General features: G+C 32.2%; 11 protein-coding genes and 3 pseudogenes. All 14 read left to right on the plus strand.

The window, feature by feature from the left end; all coding sequences use genetic code 4:
- Positions 1 to 4: 4 nt before the first annotated feature.
- The 14 genes and pseudogenes from MG_RS00335 (at position 5) to rpsB (ending at position 18,479) form a co-directional block, all read left to right on the plus strand.
- Positions 5 to 208 (plus strand): hypothetical protein, encoded by a 204-nt coding sequence (locus MG_RS00335; RefSeq protein WP_009885728.1) that lies wholly within the window; start codon positions 5 to 7, stop codon positions 206 to 208.
- Between the two features lie 41 nt (positions 209 to 249).
- The gene (locus MG_RS00340; protein WP_010869314.1) at positions 250 to 4,245 is read left to right on the plus strand and encodes an ABC transporter permease; all 3,996 of its coding nucleotides are present in this window, start codon (positions 250 to 252) and stop codon (positions 4,243 to 4,245) included.
- Positions 4,245 to 5,645, plus strand: a complete 1,401-nt coding sequence (locus tag MG_RS00345) for an ABC transporter ATP-binding protein (protein ID WP_010869315.1) — start codon at positions 4,245 to 4,247, stop codon at positions 5,643 to 5,645. Before MG_RS00340 ends, MG_RS00345 begins: the two co-directional genes overlap by 1 nt.
- A gap of 3 nt (positions 5,646 to 5,648) precedes the next feature.
- Complete coding sequence (locus MG_RS00350) at positions 5,649 to 7,595, plus strand: transketolase (RefSeq protein ID WP_010869316.1); 1,947 nt, start codon at positions 5,649 to 5,651, stop codon at positions 7,593 to 7,595.
- A gap of 49 nt (positions 7,596 to 7,644) precedes the next feature.
- On the plus strand, positions 7,645 to 9,156 hold the full coding sequence (locus tag MG_RS00355; RefSeq protein ID WP_009885730.1) for a DUF31 family protein: 1,512 nt from the start codon (positions 7,645 to 7,647) through the stop codon (positions 9,154 to 9,156).
- Between the two features lie 23 nt (positions 9,157 to 9,179).
- Positions 9,180 to 10,604, plus strand: coding sequence for a DUF31 family protein (locus MG_RS00360; protein ID WP_009885731.1), 1,425 nt, complete (start codon positions 9,180 to 9,182; stop codon positions 10,602 to 10,604).
- 37 nt (positions 10,605 to 10,641) lie between these two features.
- Positions 10,642 to 10,968: a hypothetical protein gene (locus MG_RS00365; protein ID WP_009885732.1), complete on the plus strand. Its 327-nt coding sequence runs from the start codon at positions 10,642 to 10,644 to the stop codon at positions 10,966 to 10,968.
- A gap of 142 nt (positions 10,969 to 11,110) precedes the next feature.
- The gene (locus tag MG_RS00370) at positions 11,111 to 12,115 is read left to right on the plus strand and encodes a hypothetical protein (protein ID WP_009885733.1); all 1,005 of its coding nucleotides are present in this window, start codon (positions 11,111 to 11,113) and stop codon (positions 12,113 to 12,115) included.
- A 6-nt stretch (positions 12,116 to 12,121) separates the two neighbouring features.
- Positions 12,122 to 12,409: pseudogene (locus MG_RS02995) on the plus strand (hypothetical protein); the annotation flags it as partial.
- A gap of 146 nt (positions 12,410 to 12,555) precedes the next feature.
- A pseudogene (locus tag MG_RS02955) lies at positions 12,556 to 13,170 on the plus strand (adhesin P1); the annotation flags it as partial.
- A 925-nt stretch (positions 13,171 to 14,095) separates the two neighbouring features.
- Positions 14,096 to 14,305, plus strand: a pseudogene (locus MG_RS03000) (adhesin); the annotation flags it as partial.
- Positions 14,306 to 14,494: 189 nt separating this feature from the next.
- Positions 14,495 to 14,767, plus strand: coding sequence for an MPN207a family PTS transporter accessory protein (locus MG_RS00390; protein ID WP_009885924.1), 273 nt, complete (start codon positions 14,495 to 14,497; stop codon positions 14,765 to 14,767).
- Positions 14,768 to 14,787: 20 nt separating this feature from the next.
- A complete protein-coding gene (gene ptsG / locus MG_RS00395; protein WP_009885925.1) occupies positions 14,788 to 17,514 on the plus strand; it encodes a glucose-specific PTS IICBA transporter in 2,727 nt (908 codons plus the stop codon).
- 110 nt (positions 17,515 to 17,624) lie between these two features.
- The gene (rpsB, locus tag MG_RS00400) at positions 17,625 to 18,479 is read left to right on the plus strand and encodes a 30S ribosomal protein S2 (protein WP_009885926.1); all 855 of its coding nucleotides are present in this window, start codon (positions 17,625 to 17,627) and stop codon (positions 18,477 to 18,479) included.
- Positions 18,480 to 18,483 lie beyond the last annotated feature (4 nt).

The following is an 18,483-nucleotide window of genomic DNA, read 5'->3' on the forward strand; positions in this document are numbered from 1 at the left end:
TTTGATGGTAAAAAGAAAGCGAAAGCCTAAGCTTAATTCGCGTAATATTTTAACTATCCAGATTGTTTTAACAATCTTTAGTATGATCTTTTTTCTTACTTTGCTATCTTTAATCTTGTTTTTGAGTTTGCAAAGTAATTTAGCTACAGCTTTAGTTGAAAACAGAAATAAAGCTGTGGAACTTGTAGATAACATTGTCTTTTTTTAAAAGAACTGATTTTTAAATTTGTCTCTGACTAATTTATTAGTGTGTTAAACCTAATTAAAAATGTTATTCGTTCTTTAAAGAGTGCTAAGATTGCTTTAATAGCGTTAACTTTTTTAATTTTTGTTGCTGTTGGTGGTTTTGTGTTGTTAAATAACACAGTTAATAATTTTAACGCTGCTTTTAACTATGTCACCCACACTGGTAAATTAAGCAATGCCATCATTAATGAGCGTTATGACTTTGGTAAATTAGAGTTTCAAGAACAGACCAATAATTCTCAGAATAGTAGCGACAGTTTTACTTTAACTTTAACTAATGATTCAAGAACAAGTTTTATTAATAATGCCTTGAGAACTAACCCTTCTTTGTATGAAGGATTAGTAACCCAAACTTTTAGCTATCAAAACAAAACTGAAATGACTGAAAAAACCAATATAGTTAATCAGTCTAAAATTATTGCTGCTAACAATCTTAACAATGCATTAAGTAAAGATAAACAGCTCTTAGTTTCAGGTCAACTTGAAAAACTAAATGCTGTTTTTCGGGAATATAAAGCTATTAATATTACTGACAAAAGTGTTTTTAAAAAATTGATAGTATCAGAACCTAATGATTTGGTAAATAGCCTAGTTATTTTTGATGGTCAAAATTTATCTAGCTCCAAACAAAGTGATTTCAATAATTTTTTAAATCAATTTAACGAAATTAAATCAAAGGGTAAAGATAATTTAAGTACTACTTTAAAAACTGGGCAGTATCAGGCATTTTTACAAACTCTTTTTGATTATGCTCAAGCGAGTGAAACAACATTAAAAGATCAGCTTCAAAAGTTAATTTCAAATCCAGATTCAAGTGAAACAAATCAGGTTAAAAATCTCTTTGATACTCCAAGTACGCTTACTAATATTGGGGGTCAATTAACCTTACAATGAACAGAAAATAGCCTAACAAAACAGATAGTTATCTTTGATCCTAGTAGTTATGAAACAATAGTCGCTCCTGGTAACTGAACTTATCAACAACAATTAGGTAAAGAAGTTTATCCTGATATTAACAACTGAGAAAGTATTAAAAAACTACCACTTGAACAATTTGAAAGTGAATTTTTAAAAATTGATCAAAAGTATAAGATCAGTATTGATAATATCGATTATTTAGTTATTGGGGTTGGAATTAGTCCAGATTTTGTTTATCCTGTTTTTAGTGCATCTTTAATTGTTCCTAACATTGAAAATGAACAACTTTACTATGTTAACCAAACTGGATATGAAAGAACTTTTTCCTCTTTTTTAACAAATCCAGTTGAAACAGCAATAGTAGCAAGATTGATTAATCTTGAAAGTGATCTTAATACTATCAACCAGTGAGCTGTTGAAAACATGTCATGACCAACAAACATTAAAGCTGCATACAGTAGTTCTGATACCACTAATATTTTGAATTTATTAGCAGCAAGAACAGTTTTTATCCCTAATCTAATTAACACAATTAATTTAGTGGCTTTGTTTTTAACTATTGCTATCCTAACTGTTGCTATAATTGTCAGCATTTTAATCCTGATTAGTTATTTAAAGAAAAACACTGAGCAAATTGGCATTTTAAAAGCAAATGGGTTAAGTGGTAAAAAGATTAACCTTAGCTTGTTAATCTTTGGGTTAATTCCTGCTATAGTAGGTGCTATTTCTGGATATAGCTTTGGAATTGGATTTCAAGACGTAGCTATTCATCTATTTAGTAACTATTGATTTATACCAACAGCAACATCAAGTTTTTCAGTAGTAGGATTGTTGTTTTTTTCACTGTTTGTTATCTTAATTATGAGTAGTATATCGCTTTTAGTGGGATCAATTATCTTAAAGAAGGATGTTGTAAAGATTTTAAAGCATGACAGTGAATTTAAAGTTTCAAGATTAGGACTTAGTTCTAAGAAATTGTTTGCTAGGTTTGGTATTATGACCAGGTTTAGAGTAGCATTAGCATTTAACGCTCCTTGAAAATTAGTTTTTCTAACCTTGATGAGTTCATTTACAATGATGATTTTAAACCTTAGTTTTGCAACTAAAGATAGCTTTGAAAATGCTCAATCAAAAACTAATTTAACTAATCAGAACCACCAATATGAATTTGAACTCGCTTCAGCAACAACACAAAGTGGTTTATTGAAGTGACAGTTATTTGCAGAACTAGGTACAACTGATAAAAGAAGTGAAAGTAGTGTAAAGCTTGCAAATAAAAGGATGGATATTAGTAATGTTGATGCATCTAAAGATTGAAAGAACCAACAAGTAATTAATTTTTTAAGCGATGCTAGTGGCTTTAGTAATGATTTAAATTACCTTGAAAACATTGTTCAATCCAAGATAGGTTTAGACTATTCATTGGGATTTAACAATATTGTTTCAAATCCCTGAAGGTTAAGTGAAACATTAATGCCAACTAACCAAGCATCTGCTTCCAACACTGCTTTTCAAAATTTTTTAAAAGCAATCATTACTATAAATCCAAGCCAAGGATCGCAATTCATTAAACAAACCCAAGATCCATTAACAAAAAGATTTATCTATGCAATTGACAGTGATAAGGCATTAAAAAATAATAATGAACAAAACGGTTCCCAAAACCACTTAACTTTAAATGATGATTTTGCTAAATTTCTCTACAGTCAATTTGAATTAATTAAAAAGAGTGGGAATGCAAGTAATGAAGATTTAAATGCAATTGATTTTGAAAACCCCCAAACAATCAGAGATTTTTACAACAAGTACAATGCTTTACCACCATTAGATTACAAACTTAGCTTTAATGTAATAGGTTTACCCAAAGAGACAATTGCTGGACAAATTGACACCCCTAAGTATGGATTTTTAACCCTTCATGGTGAATATCAAAATACTCCTATCAAGATTAAAGGTATTAAAGATTGAAAAGATAAAGTGGATAATTTAGGTCCAGTTTTGAGTGATCAAAACAACCACATTATTAATCAAGAATTGTTTAAAAATTATTCTTTTGATCCTTTGATAGTTAACAATTCTGCTGCAAAAAAATACCAACTTGCAATAGGTAGTGAGATTAATATTGCAGTTAACAACAGCTTCAAACGGATTGACAATAAGATCATTAATCAAGATCCTTTAGTGAATGCTACCTTTAGAGTTGTAGGGATTAACAATTCCGCTCATGATCCTGAATTTTTCACTAGTTATAGTACTGCTTTTAAAGTATTGGAATATCCCAATGAATGGTTCGTAAAAAAACTTCCATTTAATAGCTTCTATGCTAATTCGCTTTTAAGTTTTGTTCAATCTACTTCGCTATTTTCTGAATCTGGTATTTTTCCTGCTACTAGTAGTTTTTCAACTAATAACACTGTACTTGTTGAGTTAATTAAAAAAACCATTAATTACAAGAATGGTCAAATGAATCAAACTTCAAGTAATGACTCTTCTAAGAAAGAAAATTACCAAAAATTGCAAAAAGCATTAGGAATATCAACTGATTTGGAGATTAGTAAAGTTAATGAATATGTTGCTATCTTAGCAAGGGTTTATAATGGTTTACCTTACAACTCTACTATTAGCTTTATTAGCAATGTTGCTGCTAACAACGCTTTATTTGGAAATATTGCTAACACCACCAAGCAGATTCAAGCTGTTGTAATTGCAGTGATTATTCCTATAATCATGTTGATTATTCTTTTGGTTTCAACTACCTTAATTCAAGAGTTGAAAAAAATTGCTATTAGATTAAAAGCATTGGGATATTCCAATTTAAAAATTCTCGCTTCATTTTTATCAATATACATCCCTTTATTTGCCTTTGGTTTGTTGATTTCTATCCCCTTTTCTATCTATCTAATTGCACTACATAATGAGGTAATTTTTGCAAGCTCATCGATCTTTTTAGATGCTTTTTTAAGTTTTGAAAGTGCAATTGGTTCAATGTTAGTTTTACTAGCGGTTTTATCAATTACCTTTGTGTTGAATTGATTAGAGTTGAACAAAATTAAGATTGACAAGGAAATCAAAAACTCCTAATGGATTTTTTCTCTTTAAACAAAATCATAAAACCCAACCAGAAATTCACTAGTAATGAAGCTGAATTTCTACAGATAGCTACTGATTATTTGGAGGAAAGTCAAAACTATCTTCAAAAGGGTTTAAAGCAATTAAAAAAAGAATATAAAAGATCCATTATTTATAACCCTAACCTTGAATATAAACGCTTTGTTAAATGAAAAGAAAATTTCACTGAAACATTTGAAAGTTATTATGACAGGTTTTTTATTACCAAATACAACCATTATTCACTAAGCTTACTTTTTAGCTTTATTAATGAACAGATTGAAACAGTTATTGCTAGTTACAACTCATTTCTAAATGAGCATAATAAGTTAGCTTTTAATAAAGTTAGTTTTAGTTTTGAAAAGAAACTTTTTGAAGCTACACAACAGTTTAATAACTTAGAAAAAAACACTGCTATTAGTGATGATTTACCGCTCCAGTTTAAAGTTAGAACAACTCAACTAAAAGCCCAAAGAGAAAGGGAATTGAAGAACTTGTTGAATAAAATCAAGCTTAAAAATTTAAGTGAAAAAAAACAAGAAATTTTGTTAAATAACTGGTTTAATAGCAACGAACGTTTGTTTTTAAAAAATGAAGTGAAAAAGGTTAATTGACTAAACTCGCCAAGACAAAAACAACAAGCAGCTCAAATTGATGATCAAAACATTATTGAATTGAAAAATGTGTATAAATACATCACTAATGGCATTACTACAAATGCAGTTCTTAAAGGAGTTGATCTTGCCATTAAAAGTCATGATTTTATTGTGATTTTAGGCCCTTCAGGATCTGGTAAAACCACATTACTAAACATTATTTCAGGGATGGATAGAGCTTCTAGTGGTAGTGTTATTGTCAATGGTTATAACATGATTTGTTTAAATGATAGAAAGCTCACTAAATTCCGTCAAAAGTATGTTGGTTACATCTTTCAACAATACGGTTTATTACCTAATTTAACAGTTAGAGAAAACATTGAGATAGGAGCAAATCTTCAACCAGATCCTAGTAAAAGGATCAGCATTGATGCACTTTTAGAAGCGGTTGGGATGGATAGTTTGCAAAAGAAGCTTCCTAATGAATTGAGTGGTGGGCAACAGCAACGTGTTTCCATTGCAAGAGCTTTTGCTAAAAACCCCTTATTAATTTTTGGTGATGAACCTACTGGGGCACTTGATCTTGAGATGACCCAAATTGTTTTAAAACAGTTTTTAGCAATTAAAAAGCGTTATCAAACGACAATGATTATTGTTACCCACAACAATTTAATTGCTAACTTAGCTGATTTAGTTATCTATGTAGCAGATGGAAAAATAAAATCACTACACAGGAACTTAAATCCTAAACAGGTTGAAGAGATCCATTGAATTTAGATTATGAAATACTTATATGCCACTCAACACCTTACTTTAAATGCTATTAAGCATGCTAAGGGAGGACATGTTGGCATGGCCATTGGTGCAAGTCCTATCTTATTTAGTTTATTTACTAAACACTTTCACTTTGATCCTGACCAACCAAAGTGGATCAACAGAGATCGCTTTGTTTTAAGTGCTGGCCATGGTAGCATGGCATTATATTCAATTTTCCATTTTGCCGGACTTATTTCTAAACAAGAGATCTTACAGCATAAACATGGTCAAATTAACACTTCTTCCCATCCTGAATATGCTCCAAATAACTTCATAGATGCATCAACAGGCCCTTTAGGTCAAGGCTTTGGCATGGCAGTTGGCATGGTGTTAGCACAAAAGTTATTAGCTAATGAATTTAAAGAGCTAAGTGATAAATTGTTTGACCATTACACCTATGTGGTTGTTGGGGATGGAGATCTACAGGAGGGGGTTAGTTATGAAGTTAGTCAAATTGCTGGGTTATATAAATTAAATAAACTAATTGTGCTTCATGATTCAAATAGAGTGCAAATGGATAGTGAAGTAAAAAAAGTTGCTAATGAAAATCTAAAGGTTAGGTTTGAAAACGTTGGTTGGAATTACATCCATACTGATGATCAACTAGAAAATATTGATCAAGCTATTATTAAAGCCAAACAATCAGATAAGCCAACTTTTATTGAAGTGAGAACAACTATTGCTAAAAACACCCACCTTGAAGATCAGTATGGAGGACATTGGTTTATTCCCAATGAAGTGGACTTTCAACTTTTTGAGAAAAGAACAAATACTAACTTTAACTTTTTTAATTATCCAGATAGTATTTACCACTGATTCAAACAAACTGTTATTGAAAGACAAAAACAAATTAAAGAAGATTACAACAATTTGCTAATTTCTCTTAAAGACAAACCACTTTTTAAAAAATTTACTAATTGGATTGACAGTGATTTTCAAGCCCTTTATCTTAACCAACTAGATGAAAAGAAAGTAGCAAAAAAAGATAGTGCTACTAGAAACTATTTAAAAGATTTTTTAAACCAAATTAATAATCCTAATTCCAACTTGTATTGCTTAAATGCTGATGTATCACGTTCTTGTTTTATCAAGATAGGTGATGATAATCTCCATGAAAATCCTTGTTCTAGAAATATCCAAATAGGAATTAGGGAGTTTGCAATGGCAACAATAATGAATGGTATGGCACTTCATGGTGGTATTAAAGTGATGGGTGGTACTTTTTTAGCATTTGCTGATTATTCAAAGCCAGCAATTCGCTTAGGTGCATTAATGAACTTACCAGTATTTTATGTTTATACCCATGACTCTTATCAAGTAGGGGGTGATGGTCCTACTCATCAACCCTATGATCAACTACCAATGTTAAGAGCAATTGAAAATGTTTGTGTATTTCGTCCTTGTGATGAAAAGGAAACTTGTGCTGGATTTAACTATGGTCTTTTAAGTCAAGATCAGACAACTGTTTTGGTTTTAACACGTCAACCCTTAAAATCCATTGATAACACTGATAGTTTAAAAACACTGAAGGGTGGTTATATCCTTTTGGATAGAAAACAACCTGATTTAATTATTGCTGCTAGTGGTAGTGAAGTGCAACTTGCAATAGAGTTTGAAAAAGTTTTAACTAAACAAAATGTAAAGGTAAGAATTCTGTCAGTTCCCAATATAACTTTACTTTTAAAACAAGATGAAAAATATCTAAAGAGTTTATTTGATGCTAACAGTTCACTTATCACCATAGAAGCTAGTAGTAGCTATGAGTGGTTTTGCTTTAAGAAGTATGTTAAAAACCATGCTCATTTAGGAGCTTTTAGTTTTGGTGAATCTGATGATGGAGATAAAGTTTATCAGCAAAAAGGGTTTAATCTGGAAAGGTTAATGAAAATATTTACTTCCCTAAGAAATTAAAATTATCTTAATGTTGTATAGGTTTTGAAAAACAGGATTGGCAATTTTTATGCCTGGTTGCATCTTACTTTCATCCTGTTCTTTTAGAAGTTATATCCCAACTCCTAGTTTAAGAAATACTGTTGGTAATCACAACAGTTATGTTAATAATACTGTCCCTAAAAACAATTTTTATGAAAAGTTTTATGATCTAACTTTTGCTTTAAATTTCACTAATCAGAAAACTCAAGAGTTTGGTACTGGTTGGTTAATTGACTGAAAAGGAGATGAAACTAAAGATCTTAATACATTAACTATTGCTAGTTCTTCTATTATTTCCTCTGTAAGTAATCATTCTTTAAAAGAAAAACAAGATGACAAGCTTTTTATTGCTTATATTGCCACCAATTTACATCTGATAGATGGTTTAAAGAATGATCATGATTATCAACCATACAATAAAGATGGAAATGGTCTTAGTTTTCCATTTGATCAAAAAACCCAATCATTCTTATTGGGTAGGTTTGCCAATCCTAAGATAAATTCCAAACCAGAAGAGATGAACTACCAAGTTCAAACTCGTTTAAAACAAGATGCAATGGTGTTTATCCAAACCAGTACTTTACCTAAAACTGCTTATGCAGGAATTGATCCTATTAACTTTGATTACCATGAAACTAGTGATGAGAGTGGATTTTGAACTAAAAAACAAAGCACTGCAAACTTCCCTAGAACAAGAACATTAAAAAGTTATGCTGATTTTGCAGTTTTAGAGGTACCCTTATTCTTAGATAATGCTAATGATGCCAAGATTTATCAAGAGTGAATTAGACCAGCAGTTCAAGCTTATAAGGAGCTAGGGGATGTTGAAAATATTTTTGCTAAAACCCCATACGCTGAATATATTAATAACACCTACTACTTATTGGGTTATCCTGTTACTAATAACAATAAGTATCAGTTTATCTTAGGTCAAGATGAAAAGTGAAAGTTTTCTCAACAAACTTCTGTATTAAAGCACTATCAAAAACAACCTCTTCAACAAAGAACAGTTTATGTTGAACGTGATGATGGTCTTCCTACATTAACTTTTAATGAAGATAAACTCACTCATGTTCAAGGTACTGATCTAATTAATGTTGATCAGATTACCGATACTAATTTAGGAAATGGCTTAATAAATTATGCTGGTTTATCACGCTTTACTTTAAGCTATCACAATGTTGAATATAAGTTATTTGGTTATGGCACTATTTTAAATAATACTAATTTTCCAGGTGGATCTTCTGGTAGTGCTGTTTTCAACAAGGAAAAACAACTAACAAGTATTTACTTTGGTTCACTGATTAATGTAACAACTGGAAATAACAGGAATGTTAATTTAGGTTTGGGTCAAATTCTTCGTACTTATAACACTAATAATAGTAAGCACAGTGCACCATCATCATATGATTTAATTTTTGGTGATAAAAACACCATCAAGTTTTATGCACAGTTTGCAAAAGAAAAGCAAACTCATCTTTGAAATAAAATTCAAACATCTGTTAACTCTTCAATCAGCTTTTACAAAGACAAAAAATAATAATTAACTAACAATTTGTATTTGTGTTAAGACGTTATCTAACTCTGAGTTTTTCTAGCTTGCTTTTATTAGCACTGCTGTTTTTAACAGGCTGTTCTTTTGTTAGACCACAATTTCGCAGGGGCTTTAGAACCCAGTTTAAAATTAACTCTATTCCAACTGTTAGTGATCCTTATCACATTAACTACGACTTAACTTTTTCATTAAACTTTGCTTCCAACAAAAGAAATACTTATGGTACTGGTTGGTTAATTGATTGGAAAGGAGATGAAAATAACCCTGAGAAAAATGATCCTTTTAAAGTTTATTTAGCTACTAACCTCCATGTGATAGATGCTTTAAGAAATAATAATGACTATGAACCATATAACAAGGATAGTAATAACCAAGCTTTTAATAGTGAAGAGATCACTAGGTTCTTTTCTATAGGTAAATACACATATCCTAGTATTTTTAGTGAATTAAATTTCATTATCAATGCTAGAGAAGCGTTTGTTTCGATTCAAACCTCTACTATTCCTAAAACTGCTTATGCTGCTGTTAACTTTGTTGAAACACAAGGAGAGGATGAAAGTTATACAGATTCATTATCAACTGATAATAAAAGAGATATTTATGCGGATTTTGCTGTGATAGAAATTCCCTTATTCTTAACTAACCATCGCGATTATCAAGTATTTAATGAATTTATTAAACCAGCAATAGAAACATACAAACAACTAGGAAACTCTTCCTTTGAAAAAAAACAACTAGATCAACATAAAAACGACAACTTTTACATGTTAGGTTATCCTTTGGTTGAGAGTAGCATAGATGCTCTAATTTTGAACCAAAGAAGACAGTACAATAACAGTTATACTGAAAAATATACTCCTCAAACTTTAACCAAAGATCAACGTACCATTGACTTAAGCAGAGAAGTTCCTACTTTAATTCAGAACAAAACAGAAAACTCTACAGGAAGTCAATTACTAGTAAATCAATCTTTAAGTAGTACATCTGAAGGGATTATTGAATTTATTAAGTTACCTGAATTTAAACTCAATTATCATAATAAAAGTTACCGTCAATATGGTAGAGGTTTTGCTCTACAAAACACTAACTTTAGACCAGGTTCTTCAGGAACTTTAATGTTAAATAACCAAAAACAGATAGCAGGTATTTATTTTGGTGTTTTAGATTTTGGAGAAGATGTAAGTTTAATGAGTAACATTGGCGTTGGACAAATTCTTCGTGTTCCTCAAAAGAACAATACTAGAAATAGATCAATTGCTACTAATAAAAGCAACTATGATTTGATCTTTGGTGATAGCAATACAACTAACTTTTATGCAAAATTTGCTAGACAAAATAACACCCATCTTTATCAGATGATTTCAAATAGTAAAGATACAAAATTAAAGTATGTGAATACTGTTGAAAAAACAGTAAAAGCTAGTATTAAATAAAACAAAATAGTGACTTTCTTTTTTTATACTCATAAAAATGGAAAATCAAAACAGTTGTAGTTCTGTAAAAGAAAAAGAGTTATATAATCCAAAAAAGCCTTTTCTTTTTGCGGTAATTTCTTTCTTTGTTTTCATAATATTTTTTGCTTTAGCAGGTTCATTTACCAAATTTGCATTAGAAGAAAGCAGGGGTTATAGTTTTCTTGTTATTGTCTGTTATCTTCTAGGAACAGTTTGTTTTTTTGTTTTTATCTATTTTTGGTTTTGATTCTTATCTGAATTTTTTGCAAATAGAGTTCTAGTTAAGTTATGAGATTTACCTACTAAAAAGAGAAGAAAAAGACATGCAAAAAAACAAAGATAATTAGTTAAGTTTTAATAACTCAGTTGGCAAATAAATTAGGGAGTTATTAGAACGCTATTTTTTATTAATTTAAGTGTTTGTTTAAAATTTATTAAGTACTTTTTTAACTTGTTAAAAAAGTAGTTATTTTATTAGTTGGAAAGTGCAAAAAGAATTAAATATTTCAAATGATAAAAAGACTTGTTTAAATGAAATAGAAACAAGCAAAGTTAAATTTCTAACAACAACTTTAATTTTGTTGTGATCAATATTAATAACACTCTTAGTTGTTGTTAGTGTATTAGCATTTAATTTCATTTTATTAGGATCTACTAAACAAGGATTACCAAATACCAATGAAATAGAGACACTAAAAAGTTCATTAGCCTTGCAATTATCACAAAATGGTGTGATCTTATCAATAGCACTACTTGCTTTTTTTAGTTGGATGGCAATTGTTGGAATTCACAGCTTTTTAGTTGGAATTTTAGTTAATCATCAAACACTTAAAATAAGTAAAAAGTATGTTATTTTAGGTTCGATTTTTCCAATTATGGCATTAACAAATACTCTTGTAATTAGAAAAAAATTAAAAGCTTTATTAGGAGAGGGTAAGGTTCAAAAAGGACTCAAAGTTTTAACTATTAGTTTTATTTGTGTTTGAAGCTTGCAATTGATAATAGGCTTTTTTGTATGACTTTTTCCTTATGCTGGTGAGGCAGGAATTAATATAGGAATTAATTTATCTATTTTTAATTTGGCTCAGTTAGTAGGCTCAGATATAAATGTAATAACTTACTTTACAACTTTTTTAACGCTGCTTTTTGCATTTCTTTCATGAGCCGTATTGCATGTTTTAGCTTGCTTTATTTTGGTACATTTGACTATTTATAAACAACAAGAATGAATAAAAATTAAAGCTATTTACATTTTGGCTTTAACCTTAATTGATTTAATGGGTTTAATTTTGGCTTTTGGTATTATTGTTGTTAACAATACAAATTCTTCAAGTGTTGATGCAAAATCAAATTCCTTAGCATTAATTTTTAAGTTCATTTATTTTGGTAGTTCTATAGCAGCCTTTTTAACAGTTTTAAGTTTTGCTAGTTCAGTTGCTTTACTTGTCAATTTAATAAAAAAAGATAAGGGATTAACCTTAAAAAATTAGTTAACCTCCCCCAACCTCTATTTTCTGTTACTAGTGCCTAAGGTGGTATTGGAGTATCACAAGCTCAGTAAGGATGTAGTCAAAGAGAGTTTGGGGGTGGATACATCAGGTTCAACTTTTGATCCAACTAAAAGGTTGAAAAAAGATAGTCCAATGAAGGATTCAAACAAAGACAGTGAGAAACTCACCGAAGCAACTGCTTCATCCATGAGTAGTGGTGGGGCTACATCCACTCGCAAGGCCCTCAAGGTTGAGGTGGAGAAACAAAGTGGATCAACTGATTCACTTTTAAAAAACGACTTTGCTAAAAAGCCACTAAAGCATAAAGAAAATAGTGGGGAGGTGAAGTTGGATGCGAGTGGGGAGTTTGCCAATGATAAAGCCTGAAAACCGGTGTTGAAAACAGATGAGATAACAAGAGAGAGGGGGATGGGGGCGACTTAGACTTTCTCCCCTGAATCGGCAATGGTTATTCCTTCTCCAACTCCCCCTCCCCTTCTTCTTCTTCTTCTACTACTTCTACTTCCTCTTCTACCCCACTCCCCACTTTTTCTAACATCAATGTTGGGGTTAAATCAATGATCACTCAACACTTAAATCAGCAAAACACCCGGTGGGTGTTTACCCCTAACTCTTCACCAGACATCTGAACGGGAGCAGGGTATCGCAAGGGTTCATCAAACACCAACGGCATTCCCTTCGACCAGGTGAAACCTAGCAATAATAGTCAACAGTTTAATCCCAATTCAGATGATAATAAAGTCACTTCAGGTGGCTCCTCCAAACCAACCACCTACACCCATTTACCCAACAGTATCAGTCCCACCAGTGACTGGATCAATGCGTTGACTTTCACTAATAAGAATAACCCGCAAAGAAACCAACTGTTGCTCAGAGCACTGTTAGGAACGATCCCGGTATTGATCAATAAGAGTGGAGGAAGTGGGAATGAGTTTACCCATACGAGTGAGCAGCAGTGAAACGAAACAGATAAATTAGGAGGTAACCTCCCGGGGTTTGGGGAGGTGAATGGCGGTTTTTACCCAGTTTTACTTATTTAATAGTTAAAAAAGCTTTAGATTTTTATCAAATTTTTATCTATTTAATATTTAAGAAAGTCGCAAATTTTTATCAGTTTATTGGTCAAAGAAGTCGCAAATTTTTCTTAGTTTTTTATTTGCTTAATGGTTAAAAAAGCGTTAGTTTTTACCTTTATTTAATTAATAAACTTCGCCACCCCCATCACCGATTCTAAGGCTGATCTGGTTAGTTTGGCACAACTAGATGATTCCTATCAAATCTCCGACCAAACCATCCATAACACCAACCTGTTTGTGTTGTTCAAGTCCAAGGATGTGAAGCTTACATATAGTTCAAGTGGCTCAAATAACCAGATTAGTTTTGATTCAACTAGTCAAGCTAACAAACCCGCCTACATCGTTGAATTTACTAATTCCACCAACATTGGCATCAAGTGAAGCGTGGTGAAAAAATATAAGTTAGATGTGCCAAGTGTTTCAACAACCATGAACCAAGTGTTGCAAGAATTGATCCTTGAACAACCTTTGACTAAGTATACGCTTAATAGTAGTTTGGCCAAAGAGAAGGGCAAAAGCCAAAGGGAGGTGCATCTGGGTTCAAATTCAAATCAGTGACGATCGATGCGTGACCAACACGGCTTAAACAACAATCCCAGCCCAAATGCTTCAACTGGATTTAAACTCACTACCGGCAACGCATATAGAAAACTAAGTGAGTCCTGACCAATTTATCAACCAATTGATGGGACCAAGCAGGGCAAAGGGAAGGATAGTAGTGGGTGGAGTTCAACTGAAGCAACAACGGCAAAAAATGATGCGCCCAGTGTTTCTGGAGGGAGATCATCAGATCAAAGTAATAAATTCACCAAGTACCTCAACACCAAGCAAGCATTGGAAAGGATCGGTATCTTGTTTGAAAGTAATGGAGAGGCGAGGAATGTTGTTAGCCTCCTTCCTCTACTTTCAACCCAACAAGGTGAAAAGTGGTCAATACCAAACCACCAACACCTACAACAAGTTAATTGAACCTGACAAGTGACAATCAAGTAGTGATTTGAACAATATGACCAACTTGTTAAAACTCCTAACAACTAAAAATGTGAAAGCAAAGTTGGGGAAGACAGCCCAATCTCAGGAAAATAGTGGGGGGGTGAAATGATAAAAATGTTTTTAAATAACTACATTAATTCTCTTAAACTTACTAAATTATTTTTCCATTTCGAACTATTATTTGAAAAAAGTTATTAATTGCAAGTTGATAAAGAAAATGAAGCAAAATAACAAGAAAGAATTATCTAAATTTAAATAGACTAGAATTAAATTAAGACCAAAATGTTGCATGCAAACAACATATGCTCTTTTAGTTGTTTTTGGAATTTTATTAGTTCTAATTGGACTAGGATTTTTATTTTGAGCTTTAAAAATTTCACTTAAAGAACAAAAGAAAGGTCAAATTACTAATGATTTGACTTCCAATAACTCACTTAAAAATGAAGTTCCTAGAGGGAGTTGATGAAAAAGAAACAACAAATTAGTTTTATTTTTGCTTGCAATAGTTTTTTTAATGCTAGGAATAGGTGGACTTGTTTCCCTTCCTAAGCTGTTTGGTTAATAAAATTTAGTAGTTTTAAAATGCAGATTAGTTTAGTTAAAATCCGCAATAAGTTTAAACAAAGAAACCGTGGTTCTTTTCGTCAGTGAGTTGGTAAGCTTTCCAACGGTTTGATGATCCCTATTGCAGTTTTGCCTTTAGCAGGTATTTTTTTAGGAATCGGTGATGCCATTTCTTCCAATTCATCTGGCATTGTTGGTGTGAAATTTTTTGGTGAATTTATTAAACAAGGTGGTAATGTAGTTTTTGCTAACTTACCTATTTTGTTTGCAGTTGCAATTGCGATCACCTTTTCTCAAGATGCAGGGGTTGCTGGATTTTCTGCTTTTGTTTTTTGGGCCACAATGAACGCGTTTATGAGTTCATTAATTATTCCTGTTGATGCAAATAATACTGCTTCAGGTTATAACATCCTTTATTGAAAAGCAGTACCTCAGTCAGCAATTGCTTCTACTTTAGGATTAAATTCACTTTCAACTTCAGTTTTTGGTGGGATTATAGTAGGGGCTTTAACTGCATATTTATATAACAAGTTTTATGCAATTAGATTGCCTGATGTAATTGGGTTTTTTAGTGGTACTAGGTTTGTTCCTATTATTTGTATGACTATTGCTATTCCAGTAGCATTACTTTTATTGATGGTTTGACCTGGTGTTTCTATCTTATTAAATTTAATAGGAACTGGGCTTGGAATCTTAGGTGGAAGAGGATATGGTGCTAACAGTTTAATCTTTGGATATATAGAAAGAGCACTAATTCCTTTTGGAGTACATCATGCCTTTTATGCACCATTATGATATACAAGTGCAGGCGGTAGTTTGCAAGAAATTGCAAATCAACAAGTTTGGATTAGAGCTCCTGGTAGTGATTATGTAACCAGAGTGATAGGTTGAGAAGATTTTAATACTCCAGGAAAATGAGTTATTCCTGCTGCTTTAGCTAATGGAACAAGTGGAATGATGAATGGAGCTACTACAACAGGACAAGATAGTACATCTGCACTTTCAAAATACATGAGTAAAGAATCAACAAACTTTCTAAGTTGAAAAGAACTTGTTGATGGTCTTACACGTAAAGGTAACTTTGATGAATTGGCTAAAAACGGTTTATTAGATGGTTCTAACAAGATTTGAATTGGTTTAAACCAGTCAGGGATCTTAGGTAAAAAAGTACTGTTAAGTGATGGTAAGGACTACACTATTACCTTTAAAACTTTTGCTAACACCACGCCAACATTCTGAAGCCATGGTGCTCATGCACTTTTACCAATTAGTGGAACTCCAAGTGCAATAACTAATGGAGTTACTGTTAATGGTACTGCTAATTCTAAAACCTATAATGTCAGTCAGTTCACTGTTGCAGTTCCTTCTTTAAACCCAGCACAATATTCCCAAGGTAAATTCCCATTCATGCTAATTGGAATTCCAGCAGCTGGACTTGCAATGATCTTAGCTGCTCCTAAGGGTAGAAGAAAAGAAGCTAGTTCTATTATTGGTAGTGCTGCATTCACTAGTTTTCTAACAGGGATCACCGAACCTTTTGAATTTACCTTTCTTTTCTTAGCACCATGGTTATTCTATGGTATCCACGCTGTATTAGCTGCAGTAAGCTTTTGATTAATGAACTTATTGAGTGCTAACGTTGGACAAACCTTCTCAGGTTCTTTCATTGACTTTATCTTGTATGGGGCTTTACCTGATGGTAGGGGTTGATTAGCAAACTCTTACTTAGTACCTATTATTGGTATCTTTTTAGCATTGATTTATTTCCCTACCTTCTATTTCTTGACAATTCGCTTTAACTTAGCAACTCCTGGTAGAGGTGGTAAGTTAATTACTAAAAAGGAATATTTAGCAGCAAAAGCAGCTCAAAAAACTGATCAAACTACTAACACTAACTTTAATCAAACCCAAATTGAAGCTGGTATGTTACTAAGAGCTTATGGTGGAAGTGAAAACATTGCTGAATTAGGGGCTTGCATTACTAAATTAAGAGTAACAGTTAAAAACCCTGAACTTGTTAATGAAACTATTATTAAAGACTTGGGAGCAGCTGGGGTAATGCGTACCACTCCAACATTCTTTGTAGCAGTGTTTGGTACTCGAGCTGCTGTTTATAAATCAGCAATGCAAGATATTATCCAAGGCAAAGTAAATTGAACAGAGTTGCAAAAAGTCTTAGATAAAAATGATAGTACTGTTGAAAAACCAGAAATAAAACCAACCCCAGTTTTAAAAGTTCAAGATGAAATTGTGATCCTCTCACCAGTTAATGGCACCTTAAAACCGCTCACCCAAGTTCCTGATGATACCTTCAAAAATCGTTTGGTAGGAGATGGAATTGCTATCTTACCTAGCGATGGGCACTTCAAAGCACCAGGTGATGTGGGTGTGAAAACTGAACTTGCTTTCCCTACTGGTCATGCCTTTATCTTTGATGTTGATGGTGTGAAAGTAATGCTTCACATTGGGATTGATACAGTAAAAATTAATGCTGATAAAAAACCAGGGGAACAACTTGAAGTGTTTGATGTAAAAACAAAACAAGGAGAATACACTAAATTAAAGAGTGAAAGTGTTGTTGAAGTTGATTTAAAGAAACTTAAACGAAAGTATGATCCAATCACTCCTTTCATTGTGATGCAAGAATCACTTGATAACTTCAAGTTGGTGCCAATTCGCCAACGTGGTGAAATTAAAGTTGGCCAACCTTTATTTAAACTAATTTATAAAGATAAGAAGAGTTAATCAATAAAACTCGATAATAACTAAAAGCCATAAAACCTTGGTTTTGTGGTTTTTAGCTTGTTTATAACAATATTATTGCAGTTTTACTGCATAATGTAAAATTACACAGCATGTCAGATACAAATACTGAAAAACCTGAGTTAGTTTCCCTTAATAAGTTAAGTGAGATGCGCACTAACATCGGGATGGTTAAACGTTATTGAAACCCAAAGATGGGATTCTTTATCGAACCTGAACGTAAGCATAATAACGATTTATTGAAGCTTGATCTACAGTACCAAGCGTTAAAAACTGCTTATAACTTCATTAAGGATGTTGTTAAAAATCACGGACAAATCCTTTTTGTTGGAACAAAGAATGATTATGTTAAAAAACTGGTAATTGATATTGCTAAAAGAGTTAATGTTGCATATATTACCCAGCGCTGATTAGGTGGTACTTTAACTAACTTTAAAACCCTTTCTATCTCAATTAACAAACTCAATAAATTAGTTGAACAGCAAAAGCAAAATGCAAATGATCTAACCAAGAAAGAAAACCTGTTACTTTCAAGAGAGATTGAAAGACTTGAAAAGTTCTTTGGTGGGGTCAAAAATTTAAAAAGACTTCCTAATCTAATAGTTATAGATGATCCTGTTTATGAAAAAAATGCAGTTTTAGAAGCAAACAGCTTAAAAATCCCTGTTGTGGCACTATGCAACACCAACACCAATCCAGAGCTAGTTGACTTTATTATTCCAGCTAATAACCACCAACCCCAAAGTACTTGTTTATTGATGAATTTACTAGCAGATGCGATAGCAGAAGCGAAGGGTTTTGAAACCTTGTATGCTTACAAACCAGATGAACAGATCCAAATTGAAATTCCTCCCAAACAAGAACGCCAAGTTATTAACCGTTCCAATACCAGAAACATCACTAACCAGCGCTTAAACATTAACCGTCAACAACAAGAAACTTTATAGAGCA

The organism is Mycoplasmoides genitalium G37, from assembly GCF_000027325.1.
GTDB classification, from domain to species: domain Bacteria; phylum Bacillota_I; class Bacilli_A; order Mycoplasmatales; family Mycoplasmoidaceae; genus Mycoplasmoides; species Mycoplasmoides genitalium.